19 protein-coding genes are annotated in these 21,720 nt (G+C 49.5%); 13 read left to right on the forward strand and 6 right to left on the reverse strand.

Annotated features, from left to right (window positions below; translation table 11 throughout):
- Positions 1-115: 115 nt before the first annotated feature.
- A complete protein-coding gene (locus tag ACZ5ZZ_RS03995) occupies positions 116-1,486 on the reverse strand; it encodes a hypothetical protein (protein WP_464141351.1) in 1,371 nt (456 codons plus the stop codon).
- A 268-nt stretch (positions 1,487-1,754) separates the two neighbouring features.
- Between ACZ5ZZ_RS03995 and ACZ5ZZ_RS04000 the strand changes: the two genes are divergently transcribed.
- The 4 genes from ACZ5ZZ_RS04000 to ACZ5ZZ_RS04015 all read left to right on the forward strand — a co-directional run bounded on the left by ACZ5ZZ_RS04000 (position 1,755) and on the right by ACZ5ZZ_RS04015 (position 5,842).
- Positions 1,755-3,143, forward strand: a complete 1,389-nt coding sequence (locus ACZ5ZZ_RS04000) for a TldD/PmbA family protein (RefSeq protein WP_464118045.1) — start codon at positions 1,755-1,757, stop codon at positions 3,141-3,143.
- Positions 3,143-4,486: a TldD/PmbA family protein gene (locus ACZ5ZZ_RS04005; protein WP_464133618.1), complete on the forward strand. Its 1,344-nt coding sequence runs from the start codon at positions 3,143-3,145 to the stop codon at positions 4,484-4,486. The genes ACZ5ZZ_RS04000 and ACZ5ZZ_RS04005 overlap by 1 nt, the downstream gene beginning before the upstream one ends.
- Entirely contained in the window at positions 4,487-4,933 is a 447-nt protein-coding gene (locus tag ACZ5ZZ_RS04010) for an LEA/WHy family protein (RefSeq protein ID WP_464133621.1), read from the forward strand. It abuts the gene before it with no gap.
- A 117-nt stretch (positions 4,934-5,050) separates the two neighbouring features.
- Entirely contained in the window at positions 5,051-5,842 is a 792-nt protein-coding gene (locus tag ACZ5ZZ_RS04015) for a hypothetical protein (protein ID WP_464141353.1), read from the forward strand.
- On the opposite strand, the gene ACZ5ZZ_RS04020 is transcribed toward ACZ5ZZ_RS04015, so the two are convergent.
- On the reverse strand, positions 5,819-6,604 hold the full coding sequence (locus ACZ5ZZ_RS04020; protein ID WP_464141356.1) for an HAD family hydrolase: 786 nt from the start codon (positions 6,602-6,604) through the stop codon (positions 5,819-5,821). The two genes, ACZ5ZZ_RS04015 and ACZ5ZZ_RS04020, sit on opposite strands and share 24 nt — an antisense overlap.
- Positions 6,605-6,766: 162 nt before the next feature.
- On the opposite strand from ACZ5ZZ_RS04020, the gene topA reads away from it, so the two are divergent.
- From topA to ACZ5ZZ_RS04055, 7 genes are all read left to right on the forward strand, one after another.
- Positions 6,767-9,490 (forward strand): type I DNA topoisomerase, encoded by a 2,724-nt coding sequence (gene topA / locus ACZ5ZZ_RS04025; protein WP_464141358.1) that lies wholly within the window; start codon positions 6,767-6,769, stop codon positions 9,488-9,490.
- A gap of 86 nt (positions 9,491-9,576) precedes the next feature.
- On the forward strand, positions 9,577-10,476 hold the full coding sequence (locus ACZ5ZZ_RS04030; protein WP_464133630.1) for a hypothetical protein: 900 nt from the start codon (positions 9,577-9,579) through the stop codon (positions 10,474-10,476).
- 119 nt (positions 10,477-10,595) lie between these two features.
- The gene (locus ACZ5ZZ_RS04035; protein WP_464118039.1) at positions 10,596-12,614 is read left to right on the forward strand and encodes a S41 family peptidase; all 2,019 of its coding nucleotides are present in this window, start codon (positions 10,596-10,598) and stop codon (positions 12,612-12,614) included.
- A 441-nt stretch (positions 12,615-13,055) separates the two neighbouring features.
- Entirely contained in the window at positions 13,056-14,183 is a 1,128-nt protein-coding gene (locus ACZ5ZZ_RS04040) for a thiamine pyrophosphate-dependent dehydrogenase E1 component subunit alpha (protein WP_464141361.1), read from the forward strand.
- The gene (locus ACZ5ZZ_RS04045; protein ID WP_464118037.1) at positions 14,183-15,238 is read left to right on the forward strand and encodes an alpha-ketoacid dehydrogenase subunit beta; all 1,056 of its coding nucleotides are present in this window, start codon (positions 14,183-14,185) and stop codon (positions 15,236-15,238) included. Before ACZ5ZZ_RS04040 ends, ACZ5ZZ_RS04045 begins: the two co-directional genes overlap by 1 nt.
- Positions 15,238-16,080: a class I SAM-dependent methyltransferase gene (locus tag ACZ5ZZ_RS04050; RefSeq protein WP_464141364.1), complete on the forward strand. Its 843-nt coding sequence runs from the start codon at positions 15,238-15,240 to the stop codon at positions 16,078-16,080. The genes ACZ5ZZ_RS04045 and ACZ5ZZ_RS04050 overlap by 1 nt, the downstream gene beginning before the upstream one ends.
- A gap of 213 nt (positions 16,081-16,293) precedes the next feature.
- Entirely contained in the window at positions 16,294-17,082 is a 789-nt protein-coding gene (locus tag ACZ5ZZ_RS04055) for a phosphatase domain-containing protein (RefSeq protein WP_464133637.1), read from the forward strand.
- Positions 17,083-17,115: 33 nt separating this feature from the next.
- On the opposite strand, the gene ACZ5ZZ_RS04060 is transcribed toward ACZ5ZZ_RS04055, so the two are convergent.
- From ACZ5ZZ_RS04060 to ACZ5ZZ_RS04075, 4 genes are all read right to left on the reverse strand, one after another.
- Positions 17,116-17,889 (reverse strand): hypothetical protein, encoded by a 774-nt coding sequence (locus ACZ5ZZ_RS04060; RefSeq protein WP_464141366.1) that lies wholly within the window; start codon positions 17,887-17,889, stop codon positions 17,116-17,118.
- A gap of 218 nt (positions 17,890-18,107) precedes the next feature.
- Complete coding sequence (gene pyrE / locus ACZ5ZZ_RS04065) at positions 18,108-18,623, reverse strand: orotate phosphoribosyltransferase (RefSeq protein ID WP_464133641.1); 516 nt, start codon at positions 18,621-18,623, stop codon at positions 18,108-18,110.
- An 80-nt stretch (positions 18,624-18,703) separates the two neighbouring features.
- Positions 18,704-19,012 carry a divalent-cation tolerance protein CutA gene (gene cutA / locus ACZ5ZZ_RS04070; protein ID WP_464118031.1) on the reverse strand — a complete coding sequence of 103 codons (309 nt, stop codon included), beginning with the start codon at positions 19,010-19,012 and terminating at the stop codon, positions 18,704-18,706.
- 3 nt (positions 19,013-19,015) lie between these two features.
- Complete coding sequence (locus tag ACZ5ZZ_RS04075) at positions 19,016-20,056, reverse strand: CNNM domain-containing protein (RefSeq protein ID WP_464118030.1); 1,041 nt, start codon at positions 20,054-20,056, stop codon at positions 19,016-19,018.
- A 232-nt stretch (positions 20,057-20,288) separates the two neighbouring features.
- Between ACZ5ZZ_RS04075 and ACZ5ZZ_RS04080 the strand changes: the two genes are divergently transcribed.
- Together ACZ5ZZ_RS04080 and ACZ5ZZ_RS04085 are read left to right on the forward strand one after the other, a co-directional pair.
- Positions 20,289-21,086, forward strand: coding sequence for a dienelactone hydrolase family protein (locus ACZ5ZZ_RS04080; RefSeq protein ID WP_464141367.1), 798 nt, complete (start codon positions 20,289-20,291; stop codon positions 21,084-21,086).
- Between the two features lie 121 nt (positions 21,087-21,207).
- Positions 21,208-21,714 (forward strand): hypothetical protein, encoded by a 507-nt coding sequence (locus ACZ5ZZ_RS04085; RefSeq protein ID WP_464133646.1) that lies wholly within the window; start codon positions 21,208-21,210, stop codon positions 21,712-21,714.
- Positions 21,715-21,720 lie beyond the last annotated feature (6 nt).

Below are 21,720 nucleotides of genomic sequence, written 5' to 3' on the forward strand. Positions count from 1 at the left end.
AACGTATCTTGACCAAGAAACGTATGTACAAAGCAAAAATCCGTAAGTAGTTTTTGCCAAGAAAAAAGCGCCCCGAAAGGGCGCTTTTTTTGTTTTCAAATCGATTCAGAAAAGACTACGGCTGCTGCTGGGCAGTTTGTTGCAACAGGAGAAGATCCTTGTAAGTAAAGATGCGGTCTTCTCGAGATGTGTGCAGATCCTTGTCAGTCACATTCGAATAGGACGCGGCAAACAAACTGGCACCCAGGTCTTTTCCTTTCATCTCAATGGTTCTTGAGGCAAAGCGGATGCCTCCTTCACGTAAAGCCGTCAAGCTGGTGAAGCGAGCGGCGGCCACAGACGGCAGCGTGCTGAGAGTCGTCACCAGACTGGTTTCAATGGCCACGATGGTGTTACCCACGGATTGTCCGGCAAAGAACAAGGCCAGGGTAGAGTACAGCACGCGTGCTTCGGCGTTTTTCACTGCCGCATGGCTTTGCGCCCCTGTCAGCCACAAGGCAAAATTGTCTTTCATTTTATGATAGTCATCGTAAAGCTGTTTTCCTGTGATCGCAGTGACGGTTCCACCACAGGCCAAGGACACCGGCCATGCCTGCAAGACCGCAGCGACCAAAGAGCAAGTTGAAAACGCCGCCAATTTGATGCTTGGAGAATTTCTTTCGATCCAGGCTTTCAGACCCACGGAGTGTTTCTGATCTACCAGCATCAGTTGAACCATACGTTGTTTGACCGGATTTCCGGCCACAACACTGGCAACAATGGGTTCATAGACCAGGAAGCTTATCAGAGGATTTTTCTCTGTGTCGTAAAGCTCGCCCAGGGTTTTTTGCACCCGTTCGATATATTTTCCCAAGGCTGTTGCGACTTGCTGATCCGTCGGTTTGTCATTGGGAAGATAAATCACAAACGGCACCTGGTGGATGATCAGCAGAGCCTGCATGCGATAAAACTCCGCCGCTTGTTTCAGCTCGTTTTCAATGGCGTATCCTGTCGGATCAAAGCGAGGGCTTTTTGGAACGTCCTGATATTTTAAGGCGGCCTTGTCAGCGATAGCCTGATAGTCTTCCTTATAAAGGCTACGCAGTAACTTCAGCTCGGTCTGGTCCTGATCGAATCTTTTTTCGTAGTGAACATAGGGCAAAGTCATGCCCAGTCTGGCCGAGGTGTTGGTGGAGTAAATGCCCTGTCCTGCGATGCTTTGGCCATTCGCAAGCCCCACCAGCAGGCGATATTCCTCGGACTTCTGTTTAATGGCGGCGCGAATCAGAGGAAGCTTGGCTTTAATCTTTTCGTCGCACAAGTTAGGGAATGCAAAACATCGGCGCAGCTTCTCGGCCTCGCTTTTTTGTTTTTCCACCAGGTCGATGGTTTTTGCTTTGATCTCTACAAGAAGTGCTTCTTGAGGTTCGCTTAAAGATGGTTGAGTGCTGGCAGTGGCGGAAGTTGACAGCATCACGGCGGACAGAATCAATGTTATCACGTTCATACAAATTCCTTACAATTCCTCAAATTCTCGAGCCTTGCCGGCAATAGTCGTCACCTTGTCAAAGGGCTCGACATTGGAAGGGGTTTAATTTGAGTTGAGAGTTCATTCGTTACTCCTGCGCAGGGAGTCTTCAAACCCTGTTCCATAAGTTCCCAAATGAAAAGATCCATCTGGCGATACTCTGGGGCGTGTCGGCACGACCTGTGGGGTTTTTCGCTTTGGAGGAGAACTCAGGTAGGATACTCTTGAGGTTCTTAAGGAGGTCCTCATGATCGTTCAACCTCATATCCTGACAAAAGCTCTGGATGCAGCTTTGAGTACAGGGGCTGATTTCGCTGATATCTTTTTGGAAGATACTTATTCCTCTCAATTGAGTGTTCTGAATTCCAAGCCCGAGCAGGCCATCGTAGGTCAGCTTTATGGGGCGGGCATTCGTCTGTTCTTTGGTCATGAGATCGTCTATGTGACGACCAATGATCTTTCTGAAACAGGCCTGGTGAAGGCGGCGTTGAATGCGGCTCAAAGCCGCGGTTCGGGAGCTGCATCCAAATCGATGCCTTTGATGCAGGTGCCTTTTGATACGATCCACACCTATGGTGAAAAACCGTGGGAGATGAACCGTGACCGCAAGTTCCGCTGGTTGAACACGATCGACCAGGTGTCTCGGGCGCGCAACTCGGCAGTGACTCAGGTCGAAGCGGGGCTGAACGAAAAATTCCAGCGCGTGCAAATCGCCAACTCGCGCGGATTGATGGCTTATGATGAACGCGCTTACACCCGCATTCGCATGCAGACCTTTGTTGAAAATAATGGCGTGAAAGAAAGCGCTTCTGAAGACGAAGGCCACATGGGAACTTCGGAGATCTATGATCAGGTGGATCTGAAATCTTTGGCCGAGCAGTCCGTGGATCGCGCCATGATGTTGACGACTGCGGCTTATGCGCCTGCGGGTGAAATGCCGGTGGTGATTGACAATGCCTTTGGTGGGGTGATCTTCCATGAAGCCTGCGGCCATGGTCTTGAAACGACTTCTGTTGCCAAGGATGCTTCTGTGTTCTGCGGAAAGCTGGGGCAGAAAATTGCGCATGAAAGCGTGACGGCGATTGATGATGGAACGATTGAAAATGGTTGGGGCTCTTTGAACATGGATGACGAGGGCAATAAGACCAAAAAGACGACGCTGATTGAAAACGGCGTTTTGAAGTCCTACATCGTCGATGAGATGGGTGCGCGCCAGACCGGTTACGATATCACGGGCAGTGGTCGTCGCCAGTCTTACAAGTATGCTCCGGCGTCCCGTATGCGTAACACCTATATTGCCGCCGGCAAGGATAAGTTCGAGGACATGATCCGCGATGTGGATTATGGCCTTTATGCCAAAAAGATGGGTGGTGGCTCTGTGAATCCGGGAACGGGAGATTACAACTTCCAGGTCGGTGAAGCCTACATCATTCGCAATGGCCGTATTGAGGAGCCTGTGAAGGGCGCCTGCCTGATTGGTCGTGGAATTGATACTTTGGGAAAAATCACCAAAGTGTCTGATGACTTGAAGCTGGCGCGCGGAATGTGCGGATCAGTTAGTGGTTCTATCCCGGCAGCCGTGGGTCAGCCGCAAATTCTTGTTTCCAGCCTGATGGTTGGGGGGAGAGCAAAGTAATGGATACAGTTAAATCAACCTTCCAGACAATCGTTGAAAAGGCCCGCCAAGACGGCGCGAAAGTTGAAATGCTGATCTCTGGCGGTGAAAGTCTGAGTATTGGTTATTCTAAAAAGAAACTGGAATCTTTCGAGTCCACGCAATCCCAGATGGCGGGTTTGCGTGTGGTCCTGGGGGCCAGTCAGGGTTATGCCTACACCGAGAACCTTTCCGAGGACTCTTTGTTGCGAACCTATGTGGAGGCTTTAAATAATGCCAAGACCGTGCAAAGTGGTGACACGGCGGTGGTCGAGCTGGTGAAGCCTCAGACTGTGAAAGCGATGAATGATCTGTTTAAGACAGAACAAGTGGCGATGGACAAAAAATTGGAAGTTGCGCGCTTGTTGGAAGAAAAATGTCTGGAAAAAGATGCGCGTATCACAGCAGTTCCTTATTCTGGTTTCAGTGAAAACATCAGCTTCAAGCGGATTCTGAATTCGGAAGGCCTGGATCAGGAATTCAAGCAAAGTTATTATTCCGGCTATGCTTATCCATTGGCGAAAGAGGGCGAAAGCTCAAAAATGGGCGGCGAAGGTTTCTTTGCCCGCAGCTTTGAGGACATCAATGCCGAGAAAGTGGCGCATGAAGGCGTCGATAAGGCGGTTTCACGTTTGGGCGCGCAAAAGCTGGCGACCGGCAACTATGCGGTTGTGATCAGCCGGGATGAGTTCCCGATGGTCTTGCAGATGATTTATCAGTACTTCTCTGCAAAGGAAGTTCATGAAGGGAAGTCCTTGTTCAAGGGGAAACTGGGTCAGAAAATTGCCAGCGAAAAATTTGAGCTTGTGGATGATCCTTTTGAAACTCGTGGTACAGCCGTGCGTCCGTTTGATGATGAAGGGGCTGCTTCACAGAAAACGGTTTTGTTTGAAAAAGGGGTTTTGAAAAACTTCCTGTCTAATTTGGAATACGCGAAGAAGATGAATATTCCGCACACAGCGCATGCTCGTCGCAGTCCGGCTTCTCAGCAGGCGATTGGGCCGACGAATTTGGTGGTGGCAAAAGGCGAAAAATCCCTGCAACAGCTGTTGTCTTCTCATGACAAGGTTGTCTATCTGACGGAGTTTTCCGGCGGACTGCATGCGGGCTTTAAAGAATCCACCGGGGATTTCTCGATGCCAGCGGAAGGTTTCTTGTATGAAAACGGACAGAAGGTGGGACCAATAGATCAGTTTGTCATGTCCGGAAATGTCTTGGACCTGCTTCGTGATATCGAAGCTTTGGGGAATGAATACAACAAACCAGGCAGCTCCTTTATCTGCCCGGATGTGTTGGTGAAGTCCCTGAGCTTTGCGGGTGCCTAGATGAAGTCCGTTATTGCGGTTGTATTGTCTGTGTGGATGTTGGTCAGTGGGCTGGGATGTGCCAGCCTGCTGGGTTATAAAGAAGAACCCAAAGTCCAACTGCACGAGGTCTATGTCAAAGACGCGGATTTGGTGGGGACGACGTTGGTGTTTGTGATCGACGTTGAGAATCCCAACGAACGCGACATTAACGTTGATGAGATCACCTACAAGGTCTTCTTGTCCGGTAAAGAGCTGACGGAAGCAAAGACTGAAAAACCTGTCACAGTTCCAGCGAAGCAATCGGCGAAGGTCGAGGTTCCGTTGCCTGTGAAGTATTCAGCGGTTCTTGGCAATATCGGCAGCATCCTGATGGCTCGTGAAGTGAGCTATCGCATCGAAGGCGACGCTAAGCTCTCGTTCTTTAGAATTCCCTTTTCTAAAGAGGGTAAAGTGGAGCTTCGCTAAACCCCAAAGGGACGGACTTGCGCGCTGTTGCTACCAGAAGTAAGTCCGTACCTGTGGGTAATTATTTGCGGCTTATTCTTTTGCCCCCTATGCTTATTTAAAGTTTTTAGAGGGGCTATGAAGTTCGTTTTATTTTTATCTCTGCTTTTCTCTTCCATTTATTCGTTCGCACAATCCGTTATCAAAATTCAAGGCACAGAGGCCACCGTTCATCTGAGTGCAGAGGACGCCTTGCAGGTGGGGGACCGGGTTCATTTTCTAAATTCCAAGCTGGATACGGCGGGGGAGGGGGAAATCACCAAGATTTCCAGCGGAGGCAAGAAGGCCCTGGTGAAAGTTGTGGCGGGCAAGGTTCAGGCCGGGATGACATTTGAAAAGAAAGCCACCAAAGAGGCAGTGATGGCGGCCGGGGCGGCGGAGTCTTCTCTGGATGTCAGCAAGTCCGATGGAATTTCCTATGCATCGTTGAGCGAGCGCGATCGCGAGATTCTGGCGCGCGGTGAGATTTCTAAAACTCGTTATGTGGTTGGCGGAATTCTGGGCACTTATCCTTTGGGTTTTGGTATTGGACATGCCATTCAGGGGCGTTACACAGAAAAAGGCTGGATCTTCACGGTGGGTGAGGCGGGTTCTTTGGCAGTTCTTATTGCTGGTTTGGGCAGCTGCATGAGCTCATGGCACTCTGACAACTGCAATGGCAATGGGGGCTTGATCTGGATCGGGGCCTTTTCTTTTATCGGCTTCCGTATCTGGGAGATCGTCGATGTGTGGGCGGCTCCACCGGAGTTGAACCGCCGTTATCGTGAACTGAAATCCCGCCTGCCGGCCAGTGAAGGTGAAATCACCTTTGAGCCTGGCTTTATGCCTTTGGCAGACGGAGGCGTCTTAGGCCTGCGTATGACTTTCTAAAATTGCTTTGGCAATTTCAGTGAAACCCAACCCACCTCGTCGCTTAGAGACATAGGTGGGTTTGTTTTTTATCTGATCGATGAAGTTTTGAATGTTGGCCACGGCGAAGCTGTGCGGGAAATAAGTGAACATCGGTTCATCATTCGGGGAATCGCCCGAGAAGCCGCAAACTCTTTTAGCGTCTTCCGCCGTCACGCCGAATTCTTTTTCCAGAAATCTTAAAGACATGGTCAGTTTGTCATAGCTTCCGAACCAGCCGTTGACGTGAATGGAGCTGACTTTGGCTTGGGCTCCATGCTGATGGAAGATGTCCACGATCTTTTGCACCTCGGATTTCGGCAGGGCAGGGACGTCTTCGCAGAAGTCGATGGCCAAATCCATCAATCGGCAGAACTGATCGCTGGCCAGATCGCAGCCGGGAACCTTCCGCAGAATTTCTTTTTCAAGTTGCTGAAGTTTTGTGCGATTTTCTTTTTGAGTTTTTTCATCAAAGAAGAAATGGCGATGCATGGTTTTGTTGTGATAGCGGAAATAAAAGCCACCGTTTTCACCGACAATACCACTGACCGGCCAGACGCGGGCGATCATTTCACACCATCCGGCAGGCCGTCCGGTGACGGGGATGACGTGAATGCCGGCACGATGAAGAGCCCACAGGGCTTCGTAAGCCTCTGGACCTAACTGTCCTTCGTCAGTCAGAGTGTCATCGATATCAGTCAGCAGAAAGCGCAAAGGGCTGGAAAATTCAGAGGCATTTTTCATCCTTGCAGTATAGCCGGACATCGAGCCAAGGTCTAAGTTGATATGGCTCGTCAAAGTTTAGACTTGCGCCAGGACGCTTTCACCTTCATGTTTTGTCTATTATATAGGGGCCGCTACAGCTTCTCATCTTGATGACGGCCCCTAGACGAAGGGCTTAAAGTCATGGCAAAAAAAAGCGACGCATCAGACGGAATCAAATTAGTCATCGTGGAGTCTCCCACGAAGGCTAAGACCATCCGTAAGTTCTTGGGTAAAGATTATGTCGTGGAATCCTGCATGGGACACATCCGCGATTTGCCTCAATCTGCCAAAGACATCCCTGAGAAGGTCAAAAAAGAAAAATGGGCTCAGTTGGGTGTGAACGTCGATAAGAACTTCGAGCCGCTGTACTGCGTCCCCAAGGACAAAACCAAAGTCGTCAAGAATCTCAAAGACAAACTTGAAGAAGCCTCAGAGCTGTATCTGGCAACGGATGAAGACCGTGAAGGGGAATCCATCAGCTGGCACTTGTTGGAAGTGCTAAAACCGAAAGTTCCAACCAAACGCATGGTGTTCCATGAGATCACCAAGGACGCGATTCAAAAAGCTTTGAAAGACACCCGCGAAATCGACTTCAACCTGGTGCGCGCCCAAGAGGCTCGTCGTGTGCTGGATCGTTTGGTGGGTTATACGATTTCTCCGCTGCTTTGGAAAAAAGTAGCTTACGGTCTTTCCGCCGGCCGTGTTCAGTCCGTGGCGGTTCGCCTGATTGTGGAAAGGGAACTAGAGCGTGTGCGCTTTAAAAAGTCCTCTTACTGGGGCGTGCTGGCGGAACTCAGCAAAGACGGGGTGAACTTCGAATCCCGCCTGCAACAATACAAAAATCAGCGTGTGGCGACAGGGAAGGATTTTGACGGTCTGACTGGTCAGTTGACCGCGGGTAAAGACGTTCTGGTGCTGGATGAAAAAACGGCTGGCAAGTTGTCCATGGATTTGAAATCCGGCAACTGGCAGGTGACAGATGTCGAAGAAAAACCGACCTTCCGTAAACCCGCACCTCCGTTTATCACTTCTACTTTGCAACAGGAAGCCAATAGAAAGCTGGGATTGAGTTCCCGCGAAACCATGCAGGTTGCGCAGAAATTGTACGAACAAGGTTTCATCACCTATATGCGTACGGACTCCACCTTCCTGTCCAACGAGGCTATTACTGCGTCCCGCGAGTGCATCCAAAGCAAATACGGGAAAGAGTATCTGACTCCGCAGCCGCGCAATTACGCAGCCAAAAAAGTCAAAGGTGCCCAAGAGGCCCACGAAGCGATCCGTCCTGCCGGCAACCAGTTTATGGATCCGGATGAAACAGGTCTGACTGGCACTCAGTTCCGTTTGTATGATTTGATCTGGAAGCGCACTATCGCTTCTCAGATGGTGGATGCTCGTCAGAAACAAGTCAGCGCGAAGATCACTGTGGGTGATGCGCTGTTTGGGGCTTCCGGTATGACGATTGAATTCCCGGGCTTCTTGCGAGCTTACGTGGAAGGCAGTGATGATCCAGAAGCGGATTTGGCAGAACGCGAAGTTCGTTTACCAGCGTTGAAAGTTAAAGACGCTGTGAAATGTGCGAAACTCGACCCAACATCCCACGAAACCAAACCACCGGCTCGATACACCGAGGCCAGTCTTGTTCAGACAATGGAAAAAGAAGGCATCGGCCGTCCTTCCACGTACGCGTCTGTCATCGGGACCATCATTGATCGTGGCTATGTTCGTAAGAACGGAACGGCGCTGGTGCCGACATTCACGGCGATGATTGTTTCCAAGTTGCTCAGTCAGTATCTGTCTCAGTACGTGGATCTGGGCTTCACTTCTGAAATGGAACAAAGCCTGGATAACATCGCTGATGGCGAATTGGACTGGGAAAGCTACTTGGCCTCCATTTACAAAGGGCCGAAAGGTCTTCGTGCCTTGGTGGACAGTCAGGGTGACAAGATTGATCCGAATGAAGCTCGTACCATGACCCTGGAAGGCATGGACAAATACAAGTTCCACGTGGGTCGTTACGGTGCTTATGTGACAACTCAGCGTGATGGCGAAGATGTGAGCGCATCTTTGCCGGATAATGAGTCTCCGGCGGATATCACTCCGGAAATCGCAGAAAAACTGATTGATCAAAAAATTAACGGCGCAGATTCATTGGGCAATGATCCAGAGACTGACTTGCCGGTGTATGTCTTAAATGGCCGCTATGGACCTTATGTGCAATTGGGGGATGTGACTCCGGAAGATGACAAACCTAAACGTGCGTCATTGCCTCCGGGCACTCAGCCAGAACAAGTGGATCTGGCGATGGCATTAAGCCTTCTTTCATTGCCAAAGACCTTGGGAACTCATCCAGGCACAGGCAAAGAAATCAAAGCAGGCTTGGGTCGTTTTGGTCCATTCGTGGTTCATGACGGGGATTATCGTTCGATTCCTAAGGGTGAAAGCATCTTCAACATCACTTTGGAAAAAGCTCTGGAGATGCTGGCGCAACCGAAAAAAGGACGTGGCCGTGCGGCTCCACTGAAAGAGCTGGGTGCGCATCCGGAAACGGGTGATGCGATTCAGGTCTTCAACGGTCCTTATGGTCCGTACATCAAATCTGGTAAGGTCAATGTTTCATTGCCGGAAGGGTCAACTCCCGACACGGTCACTTTGGAACAGGCCGTGGCCTTGATTAATGAAAAGGGCCCGGCAAAGGGCAAAGGTAAAGGGAAGGCAAAAGCCGCCCCGAAAGCCAAGGTTGCCAAGGCGGCTGGTGAAAAAGCGGCTCCTAAAAAGCCGGCTTTGAAGAAAGCGGCCACGGCGAAAGAGAAAGCCGAAGCCTTGGGTGTCAAAAAAGTAGTCACTCGCAAGGCGAAGAAGTAATTTGTTCAGGCCCCTTTTCGGGGCCTTTTTTATTTGGTAAATTCAACCCACTGTTTAGCTTGAAAAACTTGGAAGGAACGGTCGGTATGAGTGACAGTCCCCTGAAGGGACAATTGGAACTGGGGATTAATCGCCCCAAAGAGAAGGATAGAAACTTCCATCTTGGAGGCCGCAGTTTCTATTTCTTCGATTTCGACGACAATATTGCGTTCCTGACCACGCCTTTGATTTTATTCCATAAGAAAGATCGTTCTGAAGTGCAAATCTCCAGTGGGGACTTTGCCCAGTATCACCAATCCATTGGTGAATCCGGTCCTTTTGCCGATTACGAAATTGATTTCTGTGATGCGACTGGCACCTTTAGAAATTTCCGCGATGTCCACTTGGATGAGCTGGAAAAAATGAACGGCAGGAAGCAGATTTTTGTTCAAGACGTTGCTGCGGCCTTGGGTTTTCCGGACTTCCAGTGGAAGGGACCTTCCTGGGAATGTTTTTACCACGCCGCCTTCAATCAGCGTCCACTTTCCGTGATCACAGCCCGTGGTCATCACCCGGAAACCCTCAAGGATGGCATCCGCGTCTTTGTGCAGAATAAAGTTTTGCCGCTAGAGCCCAACTATCTCAGCGTTTATCCGGTGAGCCACAAAGAAACGCGGGTCTTGCTGGGTGATTCGGACTTCAAAGCAGGTACAGCGGAGTTGAAGCAACGGGCTATTCGCGCCAGTGTTGAGCAGGCCATTGAAACTTATGGTTACAATGCCCACCATCGATTCGGGATGTCTGATGACGATCCCAAGAATATCCAGCTGATCGTCGAGGAAATGACCCGACTAAAGGCTAGGTATCCGGAGATGTCCTTCTTCATGATCGAGACTCAACACGGAAGCTTTATTAAGCACGAAGTCAAATTGAGCGGGCTTCGTGGTGACAAAGTGGACAACCTCTCACAACTGTCTTTCTTTGAAGAAGATCGACGAAAGTCTTAAGAATCCTTTCTACGTCCTAATTTATGACGAGCTTCATAAATTGAATGCTCTCTGCTAAATCTTTGATAATCTAATGCAATTAGGATTGCTCCCGTTCGGGGAGTCACGGAAGGATCATCATGAGTTCATTCTCGAAAGGCATTAGAGGTTTGGTTGTTGCTGGTTCATTGGCAGTGTCTTCACTGGCCTCCGCACAACTTAAAGAGGGCCTAGAGTGCCGCTATCTGACAGTCATTGAACAAGGCTTTTTGGCGAATCACGTTAAGTACACGAATCGAGATACAGATCTTCAGAATCGCGTTGTTGAGCAATACCTGAAAAGACTTGATCCTTCAAAAATCTATATGACCCAGGCTGATGTGGATGCAATTCGAAAAGCGGCCGGGAATGTTTTTGAAAAAACAAAGAATCGTGACTGTTCTTTCCTTGATCAAGCACAAAAGATCGTTCTGGAGCGAGTGAAAGACCGTGCTGAGTTTGCAAAAAAGTATCTGGGCAAAGACTTCAAGTTTGATGAAAAAACAGAATTTGTTTTTGATCCGGAAAAAAAGGCCTGGCCGAAAGACGCCAACGAAGCCAACGAATACCTGAAAAAATACATTCAGTTCCAGATCGGGAACTACATGGCAACAGACATGAAAATGGATGAAGCCAAAAAGAATGTGATCAAAAACTACGAACGCGCGGTGAAGAGAACGCAAGAGACAACCCAGGATGACCTGTACTCTGGTTATCTGGACTCTTTCGCTCGTGCTTTGGATCCGCACTCCAGCTTCTTCTCGCGTGACGTTTTGGAAGACTTTGAAATCCAGATGCGTTTGTCCTTGGAAGGTATCGGGGCGACTCTTTCCTCTCAGGATGGTTTCACAGTGGTGGAACAACTGGTTCCAGGTGGAGCTGCAGCGAAATCCGGTTTGATTGAGCCACAAGACAAGATCATTGCTGTAGGTCAGGAAAAAGGACCTATGGAAAACGTGATCGATCAGGATTTGAAAGACGTTGTTAAAAAAATCCGCGGGAACAAAGGCACAAAGGTTCGCCTGACCATCTTGAGAAAATCCGGCGAGGGGAAGAAGCGTTTCGACGTTACTTTGACTCGTGAAAAAGTGAACTTGGAAGACGAAGCAGCTTCCATCATTTATCAGGATCGTGAAATCAACGGTCAGAAGAAGAAAGTGGGTATCATCAACTTCCCATCTTTCTATGCTGACTCCCGCCGTGGTGGCAGATCTTCCGCGGCTGACATGAAGAAACTGATCAAGGAAGCCAACGAAAAGAAAGTGGACGGCCTGGTGTTGGATCTTTCCAATAACGGTGGTGGTTCTCTTGAAGACGCGGTGAAAATCGCCGGTTTGTTCTTCCAGACTGGTAACGTGGTGAAGCAGTCTTCTAAAAACGAAGGCCGCGCCGAATCGGCTTTGCGTGATACAGATCCCATGGTGGATTGGGCAGGCCCACTGGTTGTACTGACCAGCCGTATATCAGCTTCAGCCTCTGAGATCGTGTCCGGTACTTTGCAGGATTACAAGCGTGCGGTGATCGTTGGTGGTGACCACACTTATGGTAAAGGCAGCGTTCAATCTGTTCTTCCAATCCCGAACAATCTGGGGGCGATCAAAGTAACAGTGGGCATGTTCTTCATCCCGGGTGGTAAATCCACTCAACACCGTGGTGTGGATGCCGACGTGGTTCTGCCTGGTCCGTTCAGCACGGATGATATCGGTGAAAAGTACATGGACTACTCTTTGCCGCCAAAAACAATCGAGTCCTTCCTGTCTCCGGATGCTTACGTGAAAGAAGGCCCAGGGGCTTGGAAAGAGATCAAGCCGGAGTGGCTGAAGTCTTTGCGTGAAAGATCTTCTGAGCGCGTCGCGAAGAACGATGAATTCAAAAAGATTGTTGATGAGCTGAATAAGGCAAAATCCCGCGGTAAAGTCATCCGCGTCAGCGAAGTTCTTAAAGATAAGAACGAAAAAGAAAAGAAAGAAAAAGCTAAAAAGACCGCTAGTAAGGCGAAGAAAAATGAAGAGTACTTGAAGCGTCCTGATATTCAGGAAGCGGAGAATGTTCTTCTGGATCTGATTCAGTTGGAAGAGGGGAAAGCCCTTGTCCCGCAGAAGCAGGCCAATGCCAAATAGTGTGACTTAATAGAGAGCGATACGTTGTTGTTGAAAAGCCCGGGCAAAAACCCGGGCTTTTTTTATCCGCGAGTGGTGAAAAGGGCCCATCTCCTGCGTTGTCGGGGCGCCTTCTCGCTCCGACGTGCAGGGAGCACGCCTGCGCTGCGAGGGCGCCCCTCCGCCTTGGATATGGACCCTTTTGACCACTCGCTCTTTCCCGGTTTCGGGGGACTAGCTGGGCGGCCCTTCGGGCCTTGCCGCCGCCTTTGGGGGAGGCAGAGGGGGCGGTGGTGGTTGGGGGACGTGAGTTAGCTTATTTTTTGGGCATTTTTTATGGGTTTTATAGGGGGTGGGGCTTGTTTATTGGCTTTGGGGCGGGGGTGGTTTTTGAGGGTTGATTGGGCGTGACAAAGGGTTGTGTTTTCGCTTAGATAGACGCGATTAATGGAGGCCCTAGAGATGTCTAAAAAGACCACTGTGAAAACAGGGGGTAAGGCAGTTGTTGGTAAGACAACCAAGAAAGCTGCGAAACCTGCTGCGAAGTCCACTGTGAAAGCTTCTAAGAATGCTGCTCCTGCGAAAAAGAAGCAGAGCTTTGGTGGATTGTCTGAAGAAATTCTTTTGCGTATGCATGACCTGATGGTCAAGTCGCGCGTTCTGGAAGAGCGTTTAATCAAAATCTACAAAGCTGGTGAGGCTTACTTCTGGATCGGTGGTCCTGGTGAGGAAGCTTGGGGTGTTCCACTCGGAATGCTCGCGCGCAAAGGCTCTGGTCCCGAGAACGACTGGTTCCACTTGCACTATCGTTGTACGCCAACGATGGTCGCATTGGGCATGGACATGATCGACTCCATTCGTTTGATGATGAATCGTGCGACGGATCCATCCACAGGTGGTCGTAACTTCTCCAGTCACTACTGTTTCCCGAAGTGGAATGTGGCTCCGGTGACTTCTCCGTTGGAGGTTCAATATCCGATCGCTTGCGGTACGGCTCACGTGCAAAAGCGTGTGGGTAAGGGTGCTATTTCCATCGTGACTGGCGGTGACGCTGGGACTGCCGAAGGTGACTTCGCGTCCTGTTTGATTCTTGCGTCCCGCAAAGGGCAGGAGCTTCCGATGTTGATCACCGTGCAGAACAACGGTTACGGCATTTCGACTCCGTACGAAGGTCAGCACGGTGAAACGAACATCGCCGACCGCGCTGCTGCGTTCAACATTCGTTCCCGCGTGATCAATGGCAATGACCCGATTGAAACTTATCTGGCTCTGAAAGAAGAGATGGAATACATCCGTAAAACCGGCAAACCATCCTTCATTGAAGCGAAGGTGACTCGTTTGTACGGTCACTCTTCTGCTGACGGTGCCAATAAAAAGCCACACTTGTTTGATCCGGTTCTGACTTTCGAGAAAAACCTGATCGACGCTGGTATTCTTGATCCAAAGACGGCGAAGAAGATCTGGGAAAATTATGAAGCCGAAGGCGTCAGCGCCCAGGAACAAGCCCGTCAGGAACCGGTACCGACTCCGGAGTCTGTTTGGGATCATGTCTTTGTTAACAACGAAAATGCAGATTGGAGAAAATTCTAATGGCAAGTATTGCTCAGGCCATCAGAATGGCCCTTCACTATGGTGAAGCCAACATGGGAGTTAAAGACATCTTCGGTCAAGACGTGGGCGCTCCATTGGGCGGTGTGTTCACGGCGACTCAAGGTTTGGAAACTGCGTGGAACTCCACACTGGATGAACGTGGGATCATCAGCATGGCGATGGGTATCGCGATGGCTGGCGACCGCTGCGTGGCTGAAATCCAGTTCGCGGATTATATCTTCAACACCATCGATCTTTTGAAAATCGCCGGCAACACTTTGTGGTGCACGAATGGTCAGATTCAACTGCCAATGGTGGTGATGACTCCGGTGGGCGCGGGGATCTTTGGTTCCGTTTACCACTCTCATTCCTTCGATGCATGGGCTTCCCGTCTGCAAGGCTGGAAGATCGTAATGCCGTCCAACCCGTTGGATGCCTACGGTTTGATGCTTTCTGCTATCGAAGATCCAAATCCGGTTCTTTATTTGAAATCCAAGGCGTTGATGCGCCATAAGGGCGATGAGCTGATCCCAGGTGAACCTGCGGATGAAAAAGAGCTCAAAGCCATGATCGACAAACCAGTTCAGAATTCTGAAGGCTGGAAGCCTCGCTGGCCGGAACTTGAAAAATACATGGTTCCAATCGGCAAAGGTAAGATCACTCACGCGGGTGAACACATCACGGTTGTCACTTACAGCCGCATGGTGCACTTGTGTGACGAGGTGGCGGTAAAGCTGGCGCAAGAAGGTATCTCAGTTGAGGTGATCGATCTTCGCTCGATCTATCCGTATGACTGGCCGATGATCAAAGAATCCATCGAAAAAACCGGTCGCGTGTTGTTCGTGAACGAGGACACTGAAGTGACCAACTTCGGAGAGCACTTGGCTTATCGTGCGACTCAAGAGTGCTTCTATCATCTGATGGCGCGTCCACGAGTGCTGGCGGGTAAAAACCTGCCGGGTATTGGTTTGCATCCGAATCTTGAAAAGAACTCTGTGCCACAGTTGCAGGATATTGAAACTGCAATTCGTGAAGTCGTTGCGGAAGTGCCTTAATGAGTAAAAAAGATCTTTCCCATCGCAAGAAGGTTCGTCGCCGGGTTGCCAAGAAAACCTCCAAGATGCAGTTTGATAAATACGAGCTGTATCGCAAGGCCGTGCAGTCGGCGGAAAATGACGTGCAGTTCATCCAGAATACATACCGGGAACTGAAGGGGAAAGCCCCTCGTCTATTCCGTGAGGACTTCTGCGGGACCTTTGCGTTGTCGACTGAATGGATTAAGCTTAATCCACGTCATGAAGCGATTGGGATTGATCTTGATCCGGAGCCAATGGCTTACGGAAAAAACAACTATCTGACCAAGCTCAAGCCCGAACAGCAGCGCCGAATGCGTTTGATCGAAGGCAATGTTCTGGATCCGAACCTGCCGAAGGCGGATATCGTAGCGGCGATGAATTTTTCATACTTCTGTTTTAAACAGCGGGAGTTGATGAAGAAGTACTTTACCAACGTTTTCAAGACACTGAATAAAGACGGCATGTTCCTGGTGGACATTTTTGGTGGCAGCCAGTGCCACGACGCCATCGAAGACACGATCAAGCATGAAGGGTTCACCTACTATTGGGATCAGACGAACTTTGATCCTGTGACCAATGAAGCCCTTTTCCATATCCACTTCAAAGTGGGTGGGAAGAAGCTTGAGCAGGTGTTCACCTATGACTGGCGCTTGTGGACGATCCCGGAGATCAAGGACCTGATGCAGGAAGTGGGTTTCCGCAAGGTGCATGTGTTCTGGGAAGGCACGGCGGCAGATGGCTCCGGGGATGGCAACTTCACTCGGGTGGATCACGGCGAGGCTTGTGAAAGCTGGATTGCCTATGTAGTGGGTGAGAAATAAAAAATTGATCTGAAATGAAATCTAATAAGGCGCTGATGGGGAACCCTCAGCGCCTTTTCTTTTGGCGCTCTTCTTGCTTTCTCGGGGATATGTAGATTGATAACAGGTTTAACCGCAGGTGGTGGCATCGAAAGACGCTGGACGGCTCTGGCTGTCTAGAACTTTGTCACTTCCGCCGGGGGCCTTTAAATTGATTCCAGATAGGAGCACCGGATGAAAAAGCTTGCAGTACTCTTGGCGGGAATGTTGGTTTCTGTCTTTGCCGAAGCCAAGGTTTTAGTGGTTTCCGATATCGATGACACCCTGAAGGTGTCCCATGTCCTTTCCAAAAAAGGGGCAGCGACTTCGTTTTTGGACGACGACAGTCTGTTTGTGGGAATGCCGGAAATCTTCCAGTTGTTAAACTATCAGCACGAGGATATCGAATTCCACTATGTCAGTCTGGCGCCCAAGGTTCTGATGAATGATCAGCACTCGGACTTCCTGGAAGAAAATGGTTTCCCGATCACTCAATTACACATGAACTCAGGCGTGAAACAAGACCCAGAATTAAAGCAAAAAGTCATTCGCAAACTCTTGGCCACGAAGAAGCCGGAGCTGGTGATTTACTTTGGTGATAACGGGCAGTTTGATGCCATTGTCTATGATCAAATGGTGAAAGAGTTCCCGCAGATTCCGGCGGTGAGCTACATCCGCGAAGCGTATTCCCGAATGGATCGCTCGAAATATCCAACGATGGAAGGTCAGATTGGTTTTGTAACCAGTGTGGAAGTGACAATAGATCTGATTTCCAGAGGTCTTCTGTCCAAGAAAGCCTATTTGCCTATTGAAGGAATCGTTTACAAGCGCTTGCTGCGTGATGACGGTCACGAAAGATTCGGTGAAATGGTGTTCCCATGGTGGCAGGACTGTCGTGATTTCAAATGGCAGTGGAATGTTTCCAACCCATCCAAGAAACTGCAAATCATTCAAAACGCTATCGACAAGAAGTGCGGAGTTTAGAAATGCAAAAGGGGCTTTGAAAGCCCCTTTTTTTTATCTTGTGCCGCCAGCTGGACGACTAAGTCCCGGAGGTGTTGGGCCTTTACCGCCATTTGACCCGCCACCATTGCCAAATGGTTTTGGCTGAGATTGTGAGACAGGGCGAAGTGCCATGCCTTGGCGAAGACAGAAGTCTTCTGTAGTGGAAGCAAGGTTTTTTCTTGGAATGTCGCAGGCATCTGCGATAGTTGCGCAGAACTTATGAGATGCTTTGTCGCCCATTTGCTTTCTAAAGTAGCGCTCTTTTATGTCTGCAAGACATTTGCGCAGTCCCTGGTCCTTTTCGCCTTTTTTGATGTAGTCTTTGGGGCGCTCAATTTTTTCTCCAGAAACATTGTAATCAGGAATAGTTGCTTGGTTTAACTTTTCCTTGAAGATGTCGCGTTTATATTCCAGCGTGGTTTGTCCATCGAAGGCTCCATCGAACAGGTAATCCAAACTGTCTTTGTTATCCTGCTGGCGCCAGAAAAATGAATCAAAGCCAAACATACTTGCGATTTTATTGAGTTCCTTGTCTGAAACGGGAGAGGTGCCCGTTAGATATTTTTTAATGACATTCCATTCTTCCACACTCATGTCGTGATATTGCCTGCTGCGACCATTTTTTACAGTGTCTTTTCCAAGATACTCTGAGCAAGCACCATAGGCTTGCACGAGCTTGATGACAGCAGTTTGAAAGACTTCACGATTTTGTGGTGACCTGACCGTATCGCCATCAAATCTTTTTTGTACCAGAAGCCCCATAAGAGCCAGCCACTTGTCAGACACTTCAACTTCCTGGCCTTGATCTTGATAGTACTTTTGAATTCCGCAAGAAACGCACTTCAACCCGGTCATCTCCATAGTGCCATTAGAACGACAATCAAAGTCGTCATACCCCGCAACGGCTGTCGATGTGGCGAAAACAATAGCTGTGCCTAAAAGTGCCTTAGAGAACTGTTTCATCTTGTCTTCTCCTGATAAGATAAACCAGTTCTCTGTATCGGCTAAAAATCGGATTTCTTGAAGAGTGGACGAAGGTCTAGCCCTATCTCAGTCAGCTTCGGCTCAGGGAATGACGGACCCCGGTGGATCACGCACAGAACTGTGGAAACCTTCGCGCCGATCGAGCGCAAATCCGCCGTGGATAGAACCACCTGGCCGCCGGTGGTCACAACGTCTTCGATCACGCAGACGTTTTTACCAGAGATCTCAAGCCCCTCTGCGAACTTACAGGTGCCGTATTCTTTGGCTTCTTTACGAACGAAAACACAAGGGATGCCAGTTTCCAAGGACAGGGCCGTGGCGATCGGGATGCCGCCCATTTCAAGTCCGGCCAGAACTTCGGTGCCGGCGGGAATCAGAGGGGCCATCTGTTTTGCGATCTCGCGAAGCAAAGTGGGTTGTGCCTCAAAACGATACTTGTCGAAGTATTCGTTGGAGATTTGTCCGGAGCGCAATTTAAATTCTCCCGTCAGATGGGCAATGTCATAGATCTTCTTGGCAAGTTCTTGTCGAGTCATCGAGATAAGCCTTTTGCTAAGGGTTGGTGCCGGCGCGAAAAGTCTCTATTGCGCCCGCACTCCCAAAAGTAAGTCTGTACCTAGGTTTCTTCAAGCCACTTCTTGTATTCGGGATTAATTCCAAGGACGGGGAGAGTCATGATGCAAGGGACATCGTAGGGATGAAGCTCTTTGACTCTTTTTGTGACTAAGTCCTGTGCGTCAGAGGTTTTCAAGACTTTCAGGATCAAGATATGCTCAGAGCTTGTCTCTATTTTTCCTTCCCACCAGTACATCGATTCCATTCCCGGAATGATGTTGGCGCAGCCGATCAGTTTTTCTTCCAAAAGAGTTCTGGCGATCTTTTCGGCGCACGTTTTGTCAGGGCAGGGGATATAGAACAGGATCACAGCCTAGCTCCGGCGCAGTTTTTGTTTGCGCAGTTGCCATTGTTCCAAAGCGAACTTGCGCATGTCTTCCACGCTGTCCAGTTCGTCGACGATTTCAACACCCAACAGAGTTTCAACCGCGTCTTCCAGACTGACCAGGCCGGCGACGATGCCATATTCATCCACGGCCAAAGCCACGTGTTCTTTTTCTTTGATGAAGAAGTCCAAAACCTGGGACACGGTCATGCGTTCCGGGATGCTGGAGATCGGGGTTACGATATCACCGATCACTTTGTCGTGCTGATCATTCGACAGGGCTTCGTGGATCTTGTAGCGATAGGTCATGCCGATGATGTTATCCAGGCTGCCATCGTAAACCGGAATGCGTGAGAAACGCAGCGGACGGTATTTGTTAAACACCTCTTCCACGGTTTGATCCTTGTCCAAAGCAAAGAACACGGATCTTGGGGTCATGATATCAGACACATAGATCTTATCCAGCATCAGCAGGTTCTTGATGATGTTGGATTCTTTGCCTTTTAAAGTTCCTTCTTCCACGCCGATTTCGGCGGTCATCAGGATCTCTTCACGGGTCACTTCCGGGTCTTCAGAGGTCTTTGCAAAGAAACGTCCCAGCCATTCCGACATGATCACCAATGGATACAATATCAGGATCATGAACTGGATGGTGTAGGCGGCAAAGGGAACCAGGGCTTTCCAGTGGGCGGCGCCGACAGACTTGGGAATGATCTCAGACAGAATCAGGATCATGAAAGTCAGGGCAAAAGAGGCCACCGTGACGGCTTCTTGTCCGTATTGAATCTGAATCTGGTAGGCGATGGCAGCGGAACCCAAGGTGTGGGACAGGGTGTTCAGGGTCAGGATGGCAGAGATGGGGCGGTCGATGTTTTCTTTCAGGTGTTCAAGAAGCTTTCCGCTTCTTTTATTCTCTTTGACCAGCACCCCGATGTACGCAGAGGTCGAGGTCAGAAGAACAGCTTCCAGCATTGAACACAAAAACGAGATACCGATGGTACTGATGAACAGAACAATAATAATTGTCATAGAGTGATGCTTAATTCAGAGAAGTTAAATGTGACGGGCCTAGGCCTGTGATATTCCATATGAGGTCCTAGTGTACCACGATGGGGAAGGCCCCTGTCTATAACGCAACTTGCAAGAAGTCCTGTTATATTTGATTTAATTGAGCTTTTTGTGACTCAGCACTCCTTAAATGGGTGTTTTTGACCTTTCTAAGACCCCTTCATAGACTTTGGTAAAGTAAGAGGGAGTTCAGATGAATCTACGAAATTTAATGGTGATGGGCGCAGTCATTTTGTCCGGCGCGTTTGCAAGAGCTGAGGTGAAGGCCGAAACTGTGGAATACAAAGACGGCAAAACCATCCTGGAAGGGTTTTTGGCCTATGACGAAGCGATCAAGGGTCCACGTCCGGCCGTCATTATCGTGCATCAGTGGATGGGGCTTACGGATCATGAAAAAAACAGTGCGCGCATGTTGGCAGAAAAAGGATATGTCGTTTTAGCGGCTGATATCTATGGCAAGGGCAAGCGTCCCGGAAATCAGACAGAGGCCGGAAAACTGGCGGGTGAATACAAGGGGAACACCAAGCTTTTCCGGGAGCGTGAAAAGGCCGCGTTTGAGTTCTTGAAGAAAAACAAAAACGTCGATGCCAAGCACATTGTGATCATGGGCTATTGCTTCGGCGGGACCGGGGCTTTGGAAGCCGCTCGCTCGGGTCTTCCTGTTGTGGGGGCGGTGAGTGTGCATGGGGGATTGGCTTCGGGAAAACCTGAAGAGGCAAAGAATATCAAAGGCAAGGTTTTGGTTCTTCATGGAGCCATTGATCCCTATGTCCCCACCACCGAGGTGGAGGGATTCATGAAAGAGATGAACGATGCCAAAGTGGACTATCAGTTTATTGCTTACTCGGGCGCCGTTCATGCCTTTACTCAGAAAGAGGCTGGCAATGATCCGAGCAAAGGTGCTGCCTACAATGAAGCTGCGGCTCGCAGGTCCTGGCAGGCTTTGTTAACTTTCCTGGACGAAGTGGCGCCAGTGTCAGTTAAAAAATAAGCGTCTTTAAGCTGTCCAGAAACTGGACAAGCATGAAAATATGGCAAGGGTGGTGTCGTGGAATGGCTCTCGGGACCACCTTGTGCTAAAGACTCGTTTTGAAGACAAAAGGAGTCTAAGAATGAAAACTATCTTGTTGGCAGCCCTGCTTTCCGTAGCCTTTGCGGCCCCTACTTTCGCCAATATCACTTCTGGTGATCAGAACGTTGTTTCTGCAAAAAAAGGAAAAGGTAAAAGTGAGCCAGCTCCTAAAGACGGTGAAGAGCGTGGTGAGGAAAAAGATCCTCGCGAAGAAACTTACGAAGGCAATGACCGTGGTGGTGGTTCCTTTGATGGCGGTGGCTACGGCAGTGGCGGCTTCGATGGAGGCGGCTATGGTGGTGGCGATGGCGGCGGAGGCGGAATGATCGGTGAGATCTTCTCTGTGCCAAACTCCAAAACATATCCTGTGACATCCTCTACAAAAGTAGAAGATCGTGGTGATGTTCTAGTTTACACAACCCACACTCAAGAAGATATCAGCTATGATGAAACTTGCACGACCATCTCTGTGCTTGTTGTGGCTAAAGCTACAGGCAAAGTGATCTCTTCTGAAAGCCAGGAGTTCTGTAATCGCTGGCCGATGTAAAAGCTT

The organism is Bdellovibrio sp. HM001 (assembly GCF_055397275.1).

Excerpts from the sequence above, each read along its gene's own strand:
- ACZ5ZZ_RS03995 (WP_464141351.1), bottom strand. The coding sequence starts at position 1,486 with ATGAACGTGATAACATTGATTCTGTCCGCCGTGATGCTGTCAACTTCC.
- ACZ5ZZ_RS04000 (WP_464118045.1), top strand. The coding sequence starts at position 1,755 with ATGATCGTTCAACCTCATATCCTGACAAAAGCTCTGGATGCAGCTTTG.
- ACZ5ZZ_RS04005 (WP_464133618.1), top strand. The coding sequence starts at position 3,143 with ATGGATACAGTTAAATCAACCTTCCAGACAATCGTTGAAAAGGCCCGC.
- ACZ5ZZ_RS04010 (WP_464133621.1), top strand. The coding sequence starts at position 4,487 with ATGAAGTCCGTTATTGCGGTTGTATTGTCTGTGTGGATGTTGGTCAGT.
- ACZ5ZZ_RS04015 (WP_464141353.1), top strand. The coding sequence starts at position 5,051 with ATGAAGTTCGTTTTATTTTTATCTCTGCTTTTCTCTTCCATTTATTCG.
- ACZ5ZZ_RS04020 (WP_464141356.1), bottom strand. The coding sequence starts at position 6,604 with ATGAAAAATGCCTCTGAATTTTCCAGCCCTTTGCGCTTTCTGCTGACT.
- topA (WP_464141358.1), top strand. The coding sequence starts at position 6,767 with ATGGCAAAAAAAAGCGACGCATCAGACGGAATCAAATTAGTCATCGTG.
- ACZ5ZZ_RS04030 (WP_464133630.1), top strand. The coding sequence starts at position 9,577 with ATGAGTGACAGTCCCCTGAAGGGACAATTGGAACTGGGGATTAATCGC.
- ACZ5ZZ_RS04035 (WP_464118039.1), top strand. The coding sequence starts at position 10,596 with ATGAGTTCATTCTCGAAAGGCATTAGAGGTTTGGTTGTTGCTGGTTCA.
- ACZ5ZZ_RS04040 (WP_464141361.1), top strand. The coding sequence starts at position 13,056 with ATGTCTAAAAAGACCACTGTGAAAACAGGGGGTAAGGCAGTTGTTGGT.
- ACZ5ZZ_RS04045 (WP_464118037.1), top strand. The coding sequence starts at position 14,183 with ATGGCAAGTATTGCTCAGGCCATCAGAATGGCCCTTCACTATGGTGAA.
- ACZ5ZZ_RS04050 (WP_464141364.1), top strand. The coding sequence starts at position 15,238 with ATGAGTAAAAAAGATCTTTCCCATCGCAAGAAGGTTCGTCGCCGGGTT.
- ACZ5ZZ_RS04055 (WP_464133637.1), top strand. The coding sequence starts at position 16,294 with ATGAAAAAGCTTGCAGTACTCTTGGCGGGAATGTTGGTTTCTGTCTTT.
- pyrE (WP_464133641.1), bottom strand. The coding sequence starts at position 18,623 with ATGACTCGACAAGAACTTGCCAAGAAGATCTATGACATTGCCCATCTG.
- ACZ5ZZ_RS04075 (WP_464118030.1), bottom strand. The coding sequence starts at position 20,056 with ATGACAATTATTATTGTTCTGTTCATCAGTACCATCGGTATCTCGTTT.
- ACZ5ZZ_RS04080 (WP_464141367.1), top strand. The coding sequence starts at position 20,289 with ATGAATCTACGAAATTTAATGGTGATGGGCGCAGTCATTTTGTCCGGC.
- ACZ5ZZ_RS04085 (WP_464133646.1), top strand. The coding sequence starts at position 21,208 with ATGAAAACTATCTTGTTGGCAGCCCTGCTTTCCGTAGCCTTTGCGGCC.